At 32.3% G+C, this 15,707-nt stretch carries 15 protein-coding genes; 6 read left to right on the plus strand and 9 right to left on the minus strand.

Features of this window, described 5'->3' with window-relative positions; translation table 11 throughout:
• Nucleotides 1-161 precede the first annotated feature (161 nt).
• Complete coding sequence (locus tag ACH2CG_RS11625; RefSeq protein ID WP_395065347.1) at nucleotides 162-653, plus strand: CvpA family protein; 492 nt, start codon at nucleotides 162-164, stop codon at nucleotides 651-653.
• 57 nt (nucleotides 654-710) lie between these two features.
• Here ACH2CG_RS11625 and ACH2CG_RS11630 read toward each other — a convergent pair whose 3' ends face one another.
• The 8 genes from ACH2CG_RS11630 to ACH2CG_RS11665 all read right to left on the minus strand — a co-directional run bounded on the left by ACH2CG_RS11630 (nucleotide 711) and on the right by ACH2CG_RS11665 (nucleotide 9,944).
• The gene (locus tag ACH2CG_RS11630) at nucleotides 711-1,454 is read right to left on the minus strand and encodes a tetratricopeptide repeat protein (protein ID WP_395065349.1); all 744 of its coding nucleotides are present in this window, start codon (nucleotides 1,452-1,454) and stop codon (nucleotides 711-713) included.
• Between the two features lie 150 nt (nucleotides 1,455-1,604).
• Nucleotides 1,605-3,371 (minus strand): BatD family protein, encoded by a 1,767-nt coding sequence (locus tag ACH2CG_RS11635; RefSeq protein ID WP_395065351.1) that lies wholly within the window; start codon nucleotides 3,369-3,371, stop codon nucleotides 1,605-1,607.
• Between the two features lie 23 nt (nucleotides 3,372-3,394).
• Nucleotides 3,395-4,156, minus strand: a complete 762-nt coding sequence (locus tag ACH2CG_RS11640) for a tetratricopeptide repeat protein (RefSeq protein ID WP_395065353.1) — start codon at nucleotides 4,154-4,156, stop codon at nucleotides 3,395-3,397.
• 28 nt (nucleotides 4,157-4,184) lie between these two features.
• The gene (locus ACH2CG_RS11645) at nucleotides 4,185-5,237 is read right to left on the minus strand and encodes a VWA domain-containing protein (RefSeq protein ID WP_395065355.1); all 1,053 of its coding nucleotides are present in this window, start codon (nucleotides 5,235-5,237) and stop codon (nucleotides 4,185-4,187) included.
• A gap of 69 nt (nucleotides 5,238-5,306) precedes the next feature.
• Nucleotides 5,307-6,311, minus strand: coding sequence for a VWA domain-containing protein (locus tag ACH2CG_RS11650; protein WP_395065357.1), 1,005 nt, complete (start codon nucleotides 6,309-6,311; stop codon nucleotides 5,307-5,309).
• A complete protein-coding gene (locus ACH2CG_RS11655; RefSeq protein WP_395065359.1) occupies nucleotides 6,311-7,939 on the minus strand; it encodes a BatD family protein in 1,629 nt (542 codons plus the stop codon). The genes ACH2CG_RS11650 and ACH2CG_RS11655 overlap by 1 nt, the downstream gene beginning before the upstream one ends.
• Nucleotides 7,940-7,988: 49 nt before the next feature.
• Nucleotides 7,989-8,855 carry a DUF58 domain-containing protein gene (locus tag ACH2CG_RS11660; protein ID WP_395065361.1) on the minus strand — a complete coding sequence of 289 codons (867 nt, stop codon included), beginning with the start codon at nucleotides 8,853-8,855 and terminating at the stop codon, nucleotides 7,989-7,991.
• 84 nt (nucleotides 8,856-8,939) lie between these two features.
• Nucleotides 8,940-9,944, minus strand: a complete 1,005-nt coding sequence (locus ACH2CG_RS11665) for an AAA family ATPase (RefSeq protein ID WP_395065396.1) — start codon at nucleotides 9,942-9,944, stop codon at nucleotides 8,940-8,942.
• A 255-nt stretch (nucleotides 9,945-10,199) separates the two neighbouring features.
• Between ACH2CG_RS11665 and ACH2CG_RS11670 the strand changes: the two genes are divergently transcribed.
• Together ACH2CG_RS11670 and ACH2CG_RS11675 are read left to right on the plus strand one after the other, a co-directional pair.
• Complete coding sequence (locus tag ACH2CG_RS11670) at nucleotides 10,200-11,099, plus strand: aldo/keto reductase family oxidoreductase (protein ID WP_395065363.1); 900 nt, start codon at nucleotides 10,200-10,202, stop codon at nucleotides 11,097-11,099.
• Nucleotides 11,100-11,171: 72 nt separating this feature from the next.
• Nucleotides 11,172-12,323, plus strand: coding sequence for an ATP-binding protein (locus ACH2CG_RS11675; protein WP_395065365.1), 1,152 nt, complete (start codon nucleotides 11,172-11,174; stop codon nucleotides 12,321-12,323).
• Here the strand turns inward: ACH2CG_RS11675 and ACH2CG_RS11680 are convergent.
• On the minus strand, nucleotides 12,316-13,491 hold the full coding sequence (locus ACH2CG_RS11680; RefSeq protein WP_395065367.1) for a carboxypeptidase-like regulatory domain-containing protein: 1,176 nt from the start codon (nucleotides 13,489-13,491) through the stop codon (nucleotides 12,316-12,318). The two genes, ACH2CG_RS11675 and ACH2CG_RS11680, sit on opposite strands and share 8 nt — an antisense overlap.
• Nucleotides 13,492-13,681: 190 nt before the next feature.
• Here ACH2CG_RS11680 and ACH2CG_RS11685 point away from each other — a divergent pair, with 190 nt between their 5' ends.
• From ACH2CG_RS11685 to ACH2CG_RS11695, 3 genes are all read left to right on the plus strand, one after another.
• Entirely contained in the window at nucleotides 13,682-14,422 is a 741-nt protein-coding gene (locus tag ACH2CG_RS11685) for a metallophosphoesterase family protein (protein WP_395065369.1), read from the plus strand.
• A gap of 83 nt (nucleotides 14,423-14,505) precedes the next feature.
• On the plus strand, nucleotides 14,506-14,997 hold the full coding sequence (locus ACH2CG_RS11690) for a DUF6646 family protein (RefSeq protein ID WP_395065371.1): 492 nt from the start codon (nucleotides 14,506-14,508) through the stop codon (nucleotides 14,995-14,997).
• A 19-nt stretch (nucleotides 14,998-15,016) separates the two neighbouring features.
• Complete coding sequence (locus ACH2CG_RS11695; protein ID WP_395065372.1) at nucleotides 15,017-15,592, plus strand: PhnA domain-containing protein; 576 nt, start codon at nucleotides 15,017-15,019, stop codon at nucleotides 15,590-15,592.
• Nucleotides 15,593-15,707 lie beyond the last annotated feature (115 nt).

Consider the following 15,707-nt stretch of genomic DNA (forward strand, 5'->3'; position numbering starts at 1 on the left):
GTATATCTCGAGACATGTTTGTTTGCGGGTTTCGGGTTACGCGTTTCGGGTTTTTTGAAAGCCAAAACAAAGTGCAAATATAGTTTATCAAAACTGAAATTTTAGGATTTGGAATTTGCCTTTTGAAATTTCAGTTATATTTGTACCTTAAATTTAAATTTATGGGTTTTATTGATATTGTTTTGGGCGCTTTATTAGTTTTTGGATTAATTCGCGGACTCAGAAACGGACTTTTTGTAGAATTGGCTTCGTTGATTTCGTTTTTTGTTGGAATTTACATTGCAGTAAAATTCTCCTATATAGTTGGCGGATTTATTGGCGATAGCAAAACAGCGAAAGTTACAGCTTTTGTAATTACTTTAATTCTTGTAGTAGTTGCTATTCATCTTCTTGCCAAAGTGTTTTCGACAGTTGCAAGCACCTTATTTTTGGGCTGGTTGAATAAATTGGGCGGCGCTTTTTTTGCCGTTTTAAAAACTACTTTATTACTTGGCGTAGTATTGAGTTTGTTTCAAAAAGTGAATTTTAACAACGCACTAATTAGCAAAGAAACTCAAGAAAAATCATTGTTTTTTAATCCTATATTAAAAACTTCGGAGGTTTTATTGCCAGTTTTAACCGATTGGTTCAAGGATTTAAGGAGTAAAATTTAGTTTTAAGTCACAGTTTTCAGTGATTAGCATACTCAAAACACCGACTGCGACCAAAAACTAATTCAATTCTCTAATAGCTTCATCGCTTATCCAACCTGTAGTTTCGTCTGTAAGTTGTACTTTTTTCCAATTGGCTATGCTTTCTAGAATGTAAACTTTTGTGCCTTCGTGAAGTAAACTTGTCTCTGCGCTAGTTGATTTTGGTTCGCCTTTTAACGATGCCGTTTCAGCAAAAATAATAGCTGCTTTTTCAGTAGCTTTTCTGTTTTTTTCATAAAAAGCTGAAGCCGTACTGACTCCAATTAAAATTAAAACCAGAAACATTGCTATAAAGAAAATTCGCTTTTTTAAGGTTGTAGCAGATAAATAATATCCAACAAAAAAAGCTAGAAACAAAAATGCAAAACCAACTGCAATCCATGCCCAAGTATCGTAATAATAGTTGCTTGTGAAATCTTCAATGAGTTTGTTAAACCCTACTTTTGGTATGATTTTAATATCATCAATAGTCATTTTTCGTGCAAAATCTAGATTGGTTTTTATTTCTTCGTCGTTAGGATTTAATTGTAATGCTTTTTCATAATTATAAATTGCTGGCGCTACTTTGTGCAATTTATAATAGGTGTTGGCAAGGTTAAAATACAAATCAGCCGATTGTTTTCCGGAAGCTAAAACACTTTCATAATTGGTGATAGCTTCTTGATAATTTTCTTTTTGATACAATTGATTTCCTTTCTCAAAAGCAGTTTGTGCCAATGAAAACTGGAATATTAAAATGAGTATATAAACAAACTTATTCATAATTTTATTTTTTAAACACATAGAATTACCGCTTTTTTTTGATTCATTAAGGCGTTTCACTTTATTCAAAAGTTGATAGTTGCTATTTGCAGAAAGACTTTTTCTTAATCTATCAAACTTTATAATTTCTATATTTTATTTCAAAGTTTTTTATGCCAATTGCTTTTCTAAACTGGATATAATTTCGACAGCTTTGTCATAATCTTGCTGAATAGTTACGCTTGTTGATGGCGCATATCGAGCCAATTCGCAACTTTCTGTCAAGTTTATAAATTCTTTCACGGTTTCGGAATTTGCATTTCGCGAAAGCAGTATTTCTGTAATTTTATCTTTGCTCATTTCTGATGTTTCAATGCTCAATTTGGCTTTCAAGAAATTGTGCATCGCTTTCTCCAAAGCAATATAAAAGGGCTCTTTATTGTTGATTTGTTTTTTGGCTTCCGATAAATATTTCTTTGCTAAAGCATTCGACTTTTTCTTTTTATTTCCAACAACATCAGCATCTTCTGCTTCTTTTCTTCTTCGAATGAGCATCAACGCTGGAATTCCTAAAAACGGTAAAATCATCAACGAATAAAACCATCCTGAACCCAAAAAATCATCCGATTCCATATTGGACAAGTTTGTTTTTTGTTTTATAAATGCAAATGCTTTACTGGCCGAAACTGGCACTTTTGATACATCATTCGTTGCATTTGGATTAGAACTTGCAACTCCTGGACCATCTAAAACATTCAGCATTATATCTGGCGAGGAAATAGTTCTGTAACTTCCAGAACTCAAATCAAAGTATGAAAATTGTAATCCTTTAATCGGAAAATTGCCTTTAGATTGCGGAATAATTGTATATCTATCAGAAATGCTTCCTGTCATTCCAGAAAGTGGCGTTGTAACATTTTCGGTGTGTTCTGGATCGTACATTTCTAAATCTGATGGCACAACAGGTTTAGGCAAATTAAACAATTTTAAATTTCCTGTTCCTGTAACTTTTACCTCTAAATCTAGTGATTCTCCATTTTTTAAAGTGGTTCTTGAAGGAAGTGCACTAAAATTAAATTTACCAACAGCGCCAGAAAAATTAGCTGGTTTTCCTGCTTCTGGCAATGCTTTTACCGAAATAATTTTGCTCCCAGCTGAAACTCTTTTGCTGTCATCAACCAATTGTACTTGTCCAAAAAAGTTTGGTCTTCCCCTAGGAACTTGACAATCAATATCTAAAGAAAGTGGTTCTATTTCTAATTTTCCTGCTTTTTGCGGATACAAAACTGTTTTTCTTAAAACAACAAATCGATAGCGTTCGCCTTTAAACATTCCTTCTTCGGCAACTAGATTTTTGATGTCAATATTCTGGCTCCAAAAGTCATTGTACTTTGGTTTGTTTAATTCACGCCAATTACTAATTCCTATGTTGTAGCTAAAATATAATTTATAAACCACCGTAATTGGTTCGTTTACATAAGGATTGGTTTTAGAAATGTCGGCAACCAAATACAAATTATTGTCAGCTCTTACTGTTGCTGGTTCGTTAGGATCATTTGGTAAATTAACAGCATCAGACACACTAATTTTTATAGGCAATGTTTTGTAAAGTTGTCCGTCAATTTCAATAACGGCTTGTCTTATAATTAAATTTCCTTTCTTTAAAGGCAACAAAATATAGGTATATGATTTTTGAAAAGAGCTTCTACCGTTAATCCATGATTGACTTATGGACTGACTTGGTCCACCCACTACTCTAAATCCTGATGCTTCAAAATTGGGCGGAACAAAATTATCGCCGTCTTCATTCATTGAGAATTCAATGCGTACTCTTTCATTTAATCCCAAAGAATTCTTGCTTACATTGGCTTCAAATTTTACTTGAGCTAACAATGCATTGGTTATAAACAAAACTAGTATTACAATTAATCTTTTCATTTTCTTTTTCGGAATTCTATTAACTACCAATCCTTTTCTGGTTTTTGTGGTTTGGCTTGAACTTTTTGTGCGTTTACTTTTTCTTGAACTTTTTTCTCTTCGTTATTTACGGCATCCAAAAGATTGTCTATTCGTTGCTTAGATGCGCCACTTGGTTTTGGTTGTTGTGGTTGATCGCCATTACCTTTGTCTTTATCTTGCTTGTCTTTGCCGTCTTTTTTATCTTTATCCTTGTCTTTGTTATCGCCTTTATCTTTTTTGTCGTCTTTTTTATCTTTGTCTTGATCTTTTTTATCGTCCTTCTTGTCTTTGTCCTTCTTTTTGTCTTTGTCCTTTTTGTTATCGTCTTTCTTTGGCGGATTTTCTTTCAACATTTTTTTGGCCAAAGCATAATTATAACGTGTTTCCTCATCCGTTGGATTGTTTCGTAAGGCATTTTTATAGGCTTCAACTGCTCCAGAATATTCTTTCTCTTTCATCAATGAATTTCCCAAATTGTGAAATGCTTGGTGCTTTTCGGGTTTTGTTTTAGCGTCTTTTATAGCTTTTTCAAACTGAAATTTGGCTTCAATAGGTTGATTTTGTTTGTATATTGATGTTCCTAAATTGTAGGATGCAATAGCTTTTTTCTTGAATTTAGCTTGAGATATTCTGTAATTTGCTTCGGCATCAACATAATTTTTTTCTTTAAAATTTTCGTTTCCTTTTGGCAAATAAGCATCTTTCTCTTGCGCATTTATTACAAAAGAAATTAGAATTATTATATATGTTAGTGTTTTTTTCATTTTTTACAAATTCACAAAAGAATACAATCTATTCTCTAGTTTCTTTTTCCTCATTAAACAAATTCATTTTTCGTACCCATTTTGTTTTTCTTTCTGTTAAAAAAACGTCCAAAAATAATAAGAAAAATCCAAAACCTAAAAACCATTGAAATTGCGATTTGAAGTCGGCCATTTGAGTTGCTCCAAATTCGGTTTTTTCGGTATTATCTAATACTTTTTTCACATAATCTAAAACCAATTTTGTTGAATTTCCATCAACATAACCACCTTTAGTGCTTTTTGCAATTTTAGAAAGCACCTCAGCATTTCTTTTAGTAATGACAACTTGATCGTCTTTATCTCTTTGGAAACTTTCTACAATTCCGTTTCTTTTTAACGGAATTGGTCCGCCTTTTTCAGTTCCAACGCCTACAGTAATTATTTTGATTCCTAATTTTTGAGCTTCTTCGGCAGCACTTTCTGCATTGTCGGTATGATCTTCTCCATCAGAAATTATTATTAATAACTTATTGGTTTTGTCTTTTTTATTGAAAAATTTAGCCGACGCCAATTCAATTGCTTGATCTATTGAAGTTCCTTGTGACGAAATCATTCCGGGATTCATAGATTGCAAAAACATTTTGGCAACACCATAATCAGAAGTCATTGGTAACACTGGAAAAGCGCTTCCTGAATACGCTACAATTCCTATTCTATCGCTTCCCAGTTGATTGATTAATTGTGAAACCAATTGTTTACTTTTTTCTAATCTATTGGGTGCAACATCCTCTGCTAACATACTTTTAGAAACGTCAACAGCAAAAACAATATCAATTCCTTCACGTTTTACCTTTTCCATTTTGGTTCCCATTTTAGGGTTTACCAAACCTATTACTAGACATGCAAAACCTAAAAGAACAATGGTAAGTTTCAAAACAGGCTTGAAAAAAGATTTTTCTGGACTTAATTTTTTGATTAAATCTAAATCACCAAATTCGCGTTGCTTTTTTCTTTTCCAAAACTGAATGTATAGAAATAACAGTACCAAAATTGGAATCAAAAACAATAAATATAAATAACCTTTTTCTTCTAACTCGTACATTTAATATTAGATTTTAGATTTCAGATATTAGATGTTTTTCTAATACTAAATTCTTTTTATGCTCAATTTCTAAATAAAACCTCTAAAAACAGTATTTCTTAATAAAATTTCAATCAACAATAAAATTCCAGCAATCCATACAAATGGGCGAAATTTTTCGTCATAATCATAATATTTTAACTCTTGAATTTCAGTAGTTTCTAACTTGTTTATTTCGTTATAAATACTTTCTAGCTTGCTATTGCTACTGGCTCTAAAGTATTTTCCTCCTGTATTTTTCGCAATGGTTTTCATCAATTCTTGATCGATTTCTACTGGCATCATCTTGTATAAAAAACCTTTACCATTTGGCGCAAAAGCATAAGGAAATTCGGCCATTCCGTTAGTTCCTATTCCAATTGTGTAAACTTTAATTCCGTATTCTTTTGCAATTTCTGATGCAGTTTCTGGCTCAATAAATCCCGAATTATTTACTCCATCAGTCAACAAAATGATGATTTTGCTTTTGGCTTTGCTTTCTTTCAATCGGTTTACTGCCGTTGTCAATCCCATTCCTATTCCTGTTCCATCTTGAAGAACATTGTCAAATTTAATATCATTAATTGCTTCTTGAACAATTGCTTTGTCACTAGTTACTGGAGTTTTTGTATAAGCTTCGCCTGCATAAACCACAATTCCTATTCTATCATTTGGTCTATTTTCAACAAAATTATAAGCCACTTTTTTAAGTGCTTCCATTCTATTTGGTTTCAAATCTTTAGCCAACATACTACTTGAAAGGTCAATTGCCATTACAATATCAATTCCTTTGGTGGTTTTAGTTTGGTTACTTATATCAACTGTTCTTGGTCGCGCCAAAGCAATTATCAAAGAACTTAAAGCCAATAATCGGAGCACATTTAAATACGGTTTTAATTTTGCCAGAAAGGAATTGGACGATTTAAAACCTTTAATGGTACTTATCTTTAATGTTGCCGTTTGTTGCTTGCGTTTTATAAAAAGCCATGCGATTGCTAATGGCATTAGTAAAAACAACCAAAAAAACTCTGGGTTTAAAAAGGTTACTTTATCCATTATTGTTGCGCAGTTTTAAGTTCGACAGAATTGATGATTCGTTCCAAAATTTTCTTTCCATATTCATCCCCTTCTTTGTAAGAAACTACAATTTGTTGCAAACCGCCATCTTGTTTAAAAAGCAAAATTTCATAATATAATTTCTGACTTTTGTTCTGAATTTTATCCAACATTGTCATTGTTCCGTAGGCTTTCACGCCTGTAATTCCTTTATCAGTATTGAATTCTTCTTGTTTAAAAATAATATTTTGTCCGCCCATGGTTTCCCAAACTTTCGTGTTTCCTTCTAGAACAGTATCAAAATTAATTTCGGTTTCTTTTTTGAATTTTGTTGTAGAAACCATCACATTAAACGAATCCATCAAACTTCCATAACCAAACATTTGCATTTCTTTTAAAACTGCAAAAGCGTCCTTTGGAAGCATTTTAGTAGCATCCAATCGTTTCAAAACTTTTGGTGTTTCTATTTTTATTCCTGGATTTCCATATTCGCTGTAAATCCATTCGCCTTCGGCTAATTCCTTGGTTGGATGACCAATTAAATTGTCTTTTACGTAATCAAATCCTTTAAAATAAATTAGCGTCAATAAAGAAATCATTAGAACTGACAAAACAATTCCGATTGTAATAATTATTCGAGTTCGCTTTTGTTTTTTAAGTTTTTGTAGCCTTGCAATTTCTCTTTGTTGCTCATTCCATGCTTCGAGTTCGTCGTCTTTTTCAACCACAGTTGGAATGGCTTGATGTATAGTTACAATAGAACTTGAAATGCGTTTCTTGTCTTGTTCAATTTCAAAATCTAAAGGTGTTACTTTGGCAAATTTCACTAAATCGGCTTGCTTTAAAACCTTTTCAAGATTTTCTAATGTTGCAGCAGTAAGTTTCAATTTCTTTTGATTTGCTACTTTTCGAATGGCAACTATCAACTCTGAAGTAGTGCTTTCCATCGCCGGAATATGAATTTCTTCTTCAATATAATTTCGAGCAATATCGGTCAACTCCGAATAATATGACTTTACTTCACCATGTTGCCAAAGTTCTTTAAGCTCCAATTGTTGTAGCAAAGAAGTCGCTTTTTCTATCGGTGATTTGTATATAATTTCTTCTGGTTTTTCTTTAGTTTGGTATTTTTTAATTAACCAATAAGCCAATGCTGCAATGGCAAGTAAAAGTAAAATTCCTAAAAGATATTTCCACCAATCGCTTGATGTTTCAACTTGTGCAACATCTTTTATATCATACATTTTTTGTCTTAATGTATCGACTTTTACATCGTTAACCTCAACTTTTAAACTATCCGAAAAAGAAGGTTTTCCGTTGATTAAGATTTGAATTCTTGGAATGGTGTATTTTCCTGAATCGAATTGCGTTAATCCATATTTTTTGATTAATTCATATTTGTCATTCGATTTAATGGTGTCAATTTTATAAGATTCGATAACTTCTAAAGCACCAATATTTTTAGCTTTTGGAAAAACAACTTTGTCGGTTTTATTAGCGGCTACTTTAACGGTTAACTTGAACTCGGCTCCAATTTTATTTCGAGTTGTATCGATAGAAGTCGTTACTTTTTGAGCAAAAAGTATTGATGAAAAAAGTAAAAATAATATGTATAATTTGAATTTCATTTTGTTCTATTGTGCCTAACAAGCTAAAAAATAAGTTAGGAAATGTGAATTATCTCGATTTAAAATACCCTAATAATTTGGTTACATAACTTTCATCGACTCTTGTGTTTACTGTTCCTGAACCGCATTTAGAAAAAATTTCTTTGAAATAATTTACTTTATCATGGTAGTTTTTTTCGTAGTTTAGTCTAACATTTTTAGAACTTGTATCTACGACCATAATTTCTCCCGATTCGGCATCTTCCATTTCTACCATTCCTATGTTTGACATTTTTTCTTCACGAATGTCATACACTCTTATTCCGGTGATGTCGTGCTTTTTTCCTGCAATTTTAAGCGTTTTTTCATAATCATCTTCACACATAAAATCGGAAATCATGAATACAATTGCTTTTTTCTTTTGCGTTGCCGACAAAAACTTCAATGCTTGTGACAAGTCGGTTTTTTTGCTTTTAGGCTGAAATTCAATTAACTCACGAATAATTCTCAATACATGAGATTTTCCTTTCTTTGGTGGAATGTACAATTCAATTGCATCGGAAAATAAAATCAAACCTATTTTATCGTTATTCTGAGTAGCCGAAAATGCCATTGTTGCGGCTATTTCGGTTACAATTTCGCTCTTTAATTGATTTTTAGTTCCAAAACTTTCTGAACCCGAAATATCTACCATTAACATCATGGTCAATTCGCGTTCTTCTTCAAAAACTTTTACATGTGCTTCGTTATAACGTGCTGTAACATTCCAATCGATGGCACGAATATCGTCGCCAAATTGGTATTGACGTACTTCAGAAAAGGTCATTCCGCGTCCTTTAAACGACGTATGATATTCACCCGAAAAGATATGATCGCTCAATCGTCGGGTTTTAATTTCTATTTTACGAACTTTTTTTAGTAAGTCTTTTGTTTCCATAATTTAGTTTCGGGTTTCGGGTTTCGGGTTTCGGGTTGATGAAGATAACTTTCAACTCGCAACTTTTAACTCGCAACCTAATAATTAAGGTACTTCAATTTCGTTTATAATTTTGTTGATGATGTCAACAGAAGTGATGTTTTCGGCTTCAGCTTCGTATGTGATTCCTATTCTGTGACGCAACACATCATGAACAACGGCGCGAACATCTTCTGGAATTACATAACCACGGCGTTTGATAAAAGCATAACATTTAGCAGCAACTGCTAAATTGATACTTCCACGAGGTGAAGCTCCAAAACTGATTAATGGTTTTAAACTTTCTAATTTGTATTTTTCTGGAAAACGCGTAGCGAAAACAATATCTAAAATATATTTTTCGATTTTTTCATCCATGTACACTTCACGAACTGCTTCTTGAGCGCGAAGAATTTGGTCAACAGAAACCACTTGATTTACTTTTTCATAAGAACCTTTCAAGTTTTGACGAATTACCATTCGTTCTTCATCCATTTTTGGATATTCGATAACGGTTTTCAGCATAAATCTATCAACTTGTGCTTCTGGCAAAGGATAAGTTCCTTCTTGCTCAATTGGATTTTGGGTGGCAAGAACTAAAAATGGTCGGTCTAATTTGAAAGTAGTATCGCCAATAGTTACTTGTTTTTCTTGCATGGCTTCTAACAAAGCCGATTGTACTTTGGCTGGAGCACGATTGATCTCGTCTGCAAGAACAAAATTTGCAAAAATCGGTCCTTTTTTAATAGAGAATTCGTTGGCTTTAATATTATAAATCATGGTACCAATAACGTCGGCAGGCAGTAAATCTGGTGTAAACTGAATTCTGCTAAAGCTACCGTGAATGGCTTGTGAAAGCGTATTAATAGCCAATGTTTTTGCCAAACCAGGAACGCCTTCTAGCAAAATGTGACCTTGACCTAAAAGTCCAATTAGCAATCGTTCTACCATGTGTTTTTGACCTACAATTACTTTGTTCATTTCCATAGTAAGTAAATCGATAAAAGCACTTTCTCTTTCAATTTTTTCATTGATTGCTCTAATGTCTAAAGCGGCAACATTTTCTTCCATAAATTCTATTTTTATACTACTCTTTGGGTTCAAAAATTTAACATTTCAAAATTGAAGATTTTAACACGAATAGAATGTTAATAATGCGTTAAAACTTATGTGCAAATCTTATTTTTAAGGATGATTTATGATTTTGTTTTAGTAATTTTAGGTTTTTAAGAATTTATATTGATTGTGTTCCTTCGACTGCGCTCAGGATGACAAAATGTAGAAAATTTGAAAATAGTAATAACCTAGAAAATTAAATTTAAAAATATGTCTCAAAATCTCGAAACAGAAAATACAAATCTCAAAACAAATTTGTCTAAAATCATTGCTGGAACTATGAATTGGGGAATTTGGGACAAAAACCTTTCCACTTCAGAAATGGCACATTTAATACGTATCTGTATTGAAAATAAAATTACAACTTTTGACCATGCCGATATTTATGGTGATTATACAACCGAATCGCAATTTGGAAAAGCATTTGGCGAAAGCGAAATCTCTCGTGACAAAATGCAATTTATTTCTAAATGTGGCATCCAAATGACTAGTGGAAGAGCTAATAAAATAAAACATTACGATTATGGTAAAGACTACATTATTTGGTCGGTAGAAAACTCCTTGAAAAACCTTCAAACAGATTATTTGGATGTTTTGCTTTTGCACCGACCAAGTCCTTTGATGGTTGCCGATGAAATTGCAGAAGCAGTAGAAAAATTAAAGCAAGAGGGAAAAATTATTGATTTTGGATTATCTAATTTCACTTCGTCTCAAACAGAATTAATTCGTCAAAAAACAGCAGTAAATTACAATCAAATTCAGTTTTCGGCTACGCATCATGAGGCAATGCTAGATGGCAGTTTAGATTACATGCAAGTTCATGGAATTCGTCCGATGAGTTGGAATCCGCTTGGAACTGTTTTTCGTGAAGATATTGACCAAACACGCAGGTTGAAAAAACTGTTGGTGCAATTGGTTGAAAAATATGGCGTTGGATCTGACACCATTTTGCTTTCTTGGATATTAAAACATCCATCAGGAATTTTCCCAGTTGCTGGAACAGTAAATATTGCCAGAATTCAGCAATTGATAAAAGCTGTTGAATTGCAACTTGATAATTTAGATTGGTTTGCCATTTGGACCGAAAGTATGGGAAATAAAGTACCTTAAAATTTACGAAGTCTTAAGTACGAGGTACGAGAAAAAATCTTGTGCTTCGTATTTTCTAAATCGTACTAAACTATGATAAATAAACGTTTGCTCATAAAGAACTTACTTGCTCACAACGATGAGAGTAGTTTTTATGACAAAAAACGTCAGTTGAATTTGCATACTAAGGAAGGAAAAGCCAAGTTTTTAAAACACATTTGTGCCTTATCTAATTCTAATCCTTCTAATAATTCCTATATTGTTGTTGGCGTTGAAGATCAGGATAATGAGATTACAGGCGACGATTTTTTTGACGACAGTAGGATTCAGAATTTAGTGAATGCTTTTTTGGAAAATCCACCTAAGATTCAATATGAAAATGTGCCTTTTCCTAATTTGCCAAAAGACAAAGTGGTTGGTTTGGTAACCATTAAACCCAAATCTAAAACTTCTTATTTCAAGAAAAACATTCATACCATTTTAGCCAATACGGTTTTTGTGCGTCGCGGCAGCAATTCTATTCCTACTGAAGATAAAATTCCGTACACAAAACAGAATATTGAAACCGTTATTAGCATCGAAAACAATTCTAGAAATAGTATTTCAAATACCTTAGATAGTGTGATTGATTTTGTAAACCATCGTCACAAAGACATGCCTTCTAAATACAAAGTTTTCAAGGAATTGTTTGTTATATGTTGGGCTGGAATTCCCAAAAAAGTTCGTGATGCAACTTTCTTTTCAAGAGTTGATATTGAGTTAATTAACGAGCAAGTAAAATTGTTTTATTCTGCACAAGATGATGTTACCATTTCGTTTGACGAAAATACTTTTACTATTACTGAATATGTTCCGCTTGGACTAAATGACAAAACCAGTTATTATCCTTTGGAGCAACAAAAGATCTCGTTTTACGACAATGGTTATTACAAAATTGAAACCGAAATGCTCTTTGAACCACCGCAATACAATCGGAAAGTATTGTATCACATTTACAATTCTACCTTGTCTTTATTGACTAAATTGCAGAAATCACAAGAACTATCTGATCGTGAAGAACAAGATTTAGAAAATATTCCATCGACTTTAATGATTTGTTTCCTTAATGGTTTTGACGATGCAAAACATAAATTGATTGATGCAAAATCGTTATTAAAACAACATAAAAACGCTGTTGTTTATGTCAATTTTAAAGAAGTTATGCGTGTTTTAAGGAAAGTGAAATATAATTCCAAAACTACTTAAAGGTATTGATGATTTTTTGTTCGGCATCGTTTAAAAGTATTACATCATATTTTTTCCAGAATTCTTCGGTATATTTATTTCCGTTTGTAAACAAACTACTTTCTTTATACTTTTTACTTTTATCCAAATCAAATTCGCCTTCTTTATAATTTAGAGTAGTAATATCGCATAAACTCTCGAAGGTATTGTTTATTTTTTTTCCAAATTTTAAATAAACATTAGATTTAACTTGGCTGTAAATCATTACATATTTATCGCCATCAATTTTAAAACTGGCTCTTCTAACAATGTCATTAAATTTAACTTTGGCAATTAAAATGTTATGAATTACACTGTATTTTTTGTGCTCTGGAGAAAATCTTAAATTAATATCCAAAATCAGTTTGGTTTTAAAATCATATGTAACTGTTCCTTCATAAATAAACTCGTCTTCAAGGTTTTCTTTGGGTTCAATAGTTATAATTTCAATACTACTTCCGCCAGTTTCTGATTTGGTTTCTACTCCAAAATTGTATTTGTCGCTTTTTAATATTTGAGCCACCATTTTAAAACTGTACGCATTAGAAACTGCTTTTCTAACATCATTTAAATTAACTGAAAGTATTGCTTTCTCTCTTTCGGATGCGTTTTCATCTTTCAAATCAAAGGTTCTACTTTGTTTTACATACAAATCTGAAGCACCATTTTTTCTTTTGACATAATAATCAATAATTCCGTCGGAGAAGTTGGTGTATTTACTATCTACGTTTATAAATTCTCTGTAGTATGTAGTTAGTAATAATGATTTTTCAAGTTTAGACTTGGAGGCATCAACAGCTTCTTCAAGTAATGTTTTCCCAGGTTTTTGATTGATTACAACTTCGTCAAGAACAAATGATTTAGGCTCAAGAAAAATCTCTATTTCGGTTTCGTTTCCTTTTAGAACATGCGTTTCTAACTTGTAATATAAATGGCTAAAATTTATTGCTTTTGAATTCTCTGGTAGTGTGATTCTAAATTTACCTTCTTCATTAGAAATTGTTCCAATATTGGAATCGATAAGACTTATTGAAACGCTTTCTACTGGCAATAAGGTAGTTACATCTTTAACAACTCCAGTAATTGTTCTTGTTTGTGAAAACGAAAAGTTAGTAATAATAAAAAGGCAGATTGTAATGGTTTTTTTCATGTTATTGGTTGTTCTAATCTTTTCAAAAATAAAAAAATTTCATAGAATAATGAGGTTGTTAGATTTTTAAATTTTTTAATATCAGAAATATTTCAAAGCTAAACTACCTTGATCGAAGATGTTGACTTTACGTTAAAAGTGTAAAAAATGTTAAAATTTGAATTACTTTTGTAAAAGACTTAAAATAACAATGAATAGAACATTAGTAATAGGCGACATTCACGGAGGTTTGCGAGCGTTGCATCAAATAATAGAACGAGCAGAAGTTACCACCAACGATACTTTAATATTTCTTGGCGATTATGTTGACGGTTGGAGCCAATCACCACAAGTAATTGATTATCTAATTGATTTAGGGAAAAAGCAAAACTGTATTTTCGTTCGTGGCAATCATGATGAATTACTTCTAGATTGGCTCCAAAACAGAAACGAAAACATCGACGAAGGAATGTGGTTTAAACACGGCGGTGAAGCAACAGTAACAGCGTATTCTCAAGTTTCTGAAACTAAAAAAATCGAACATATTGCGTTCTTGAAATCGTTGCAAAATTATTATTTAGACGAAAAAAACCGATTGTTCATTCATGCAGGTTTTACCAATATGAATGGCATTTTATATGAATATTTTCCAAAATTATTTTATTGGGACAGAACGTTGTGGGAAACGGCTTTGGCTCTTGATGAAACTATCGAAAAAACTAGTGATTTTTATCCAAGAAGATTTTTGTTATACAAAGAAATTTATATTGGTCACACGCCAGTAACTAGATTTGGAGCAACAACACCTGTTAAAAAAGCTTGTGTTTGGAATGTTGATACTGGCGCAGCTTTTAAAGGTTCGTTAACGATTATGGATATTGAAACTAAACAATTTTGGCAAAGCGAACCATTGCATAATTTATATTTTGACGAAAAGGGTAGGAATTTTTAACTGAAGGTTTCGAGTTGAAATTGATTTTTGATATTGACATTAAATAGGTTTAGTTATCTTTGCAGAAATAAATTAAAAATAAAATGAAGAAAATAATTATTATAGCGATGCTTGCCTTTTTTGGTTTTGCAAATGCGCAAGCGTTTAAAGGAAAAGGAGACGTTAAGTTTCAAGTTGGTGCAACATTTCAAGAACACGCAACAGGAATTGGAACCACAGCCGACTTTGGTGTAGGTGAAAATATCTCATACGGATTTGCAGTTTCTTATTTATTGAATACTACAAACGCAATTGGAACACCAAAATTCGATGATCGATTTGATGCAAAAGCACGTTTCAACGCCAATATTGGTAATGTTTTAAATATTAGCGACAAGTTTGATTTGTATCCAGGACTAGACTTAGGAATAAGAAATTTTGGCGCACATATTGGTGCAAGATATTTCTTCACAAGTGGTTTCGGAATCTACACTGAAGCTGGAATTCCGTTAGCAAAATTCAATCCTGATGCTATTGGATATGAACGATTTAACAATCAATTTGTTTTTCAATTTGGAGCATCATTCAATTTATAATATTCAATTTTAAAATAAAATGAGCGTAGTTACCGAAAAAAGATTAAAAGACAGAAGTGGTTCTAAATGTGAAATTAGCGGAAGCGATGAGAATTTAGTAGTCTATCTAGTTGAACCAAAGACAGATGACATTCCAGAAAACTGTATTTTAATCACAAAAACATTAAAAGACCAAATAGAAAATCCAGAAACTACCAATGCCAACGATTGGCGCAGTTTAAGCGATAGTATGTGGAACGAAAATCTTCCGGTTCAAATTGTTTCATGGAGAATGCATGCACGTTTAAAAAACAATGATATGTTAGAAATGATGTATCTTGATGAAGATGCTTTAGAATGGGCAAAAGCAACAGGAGAAGCAGATGATGATGAAGGTAAAATTGTACACAAAGATTCTAACGGAAATATCTTGAAAGATGGAGATTCGGTAGTTTTGGTAAAAGATTTAGATGTAAAAGGCGCAACATTCACTGCAAAACGTGGTGCTGCTGTTCATAATATAAAACTAGTTTGGGATGATGCTAACCTTATTGAAGGTCGTGTTGAAAGCCAAACTATTTTTATTTTAACGCAATATGTTAAGAAGACTAAGTAAGACTTAACCGCAAAGGCGCAAAGTATTGTCGCAAAGTTCGCAAAGCTTTTAAAAAATAAAAAAGCGCTCTGAAAATTTCAGAGCGCTTTTTCTATATTCTATTCTCTAAAAAAGA

This window comes from Flavobacterium sp., assembly GCF_043778725.1.
Lineage (GTDB): Bacteria > Bacteroidota > Bacteroidia > Flavobacteriales > Flavobacteriaceae > Flavobacterium.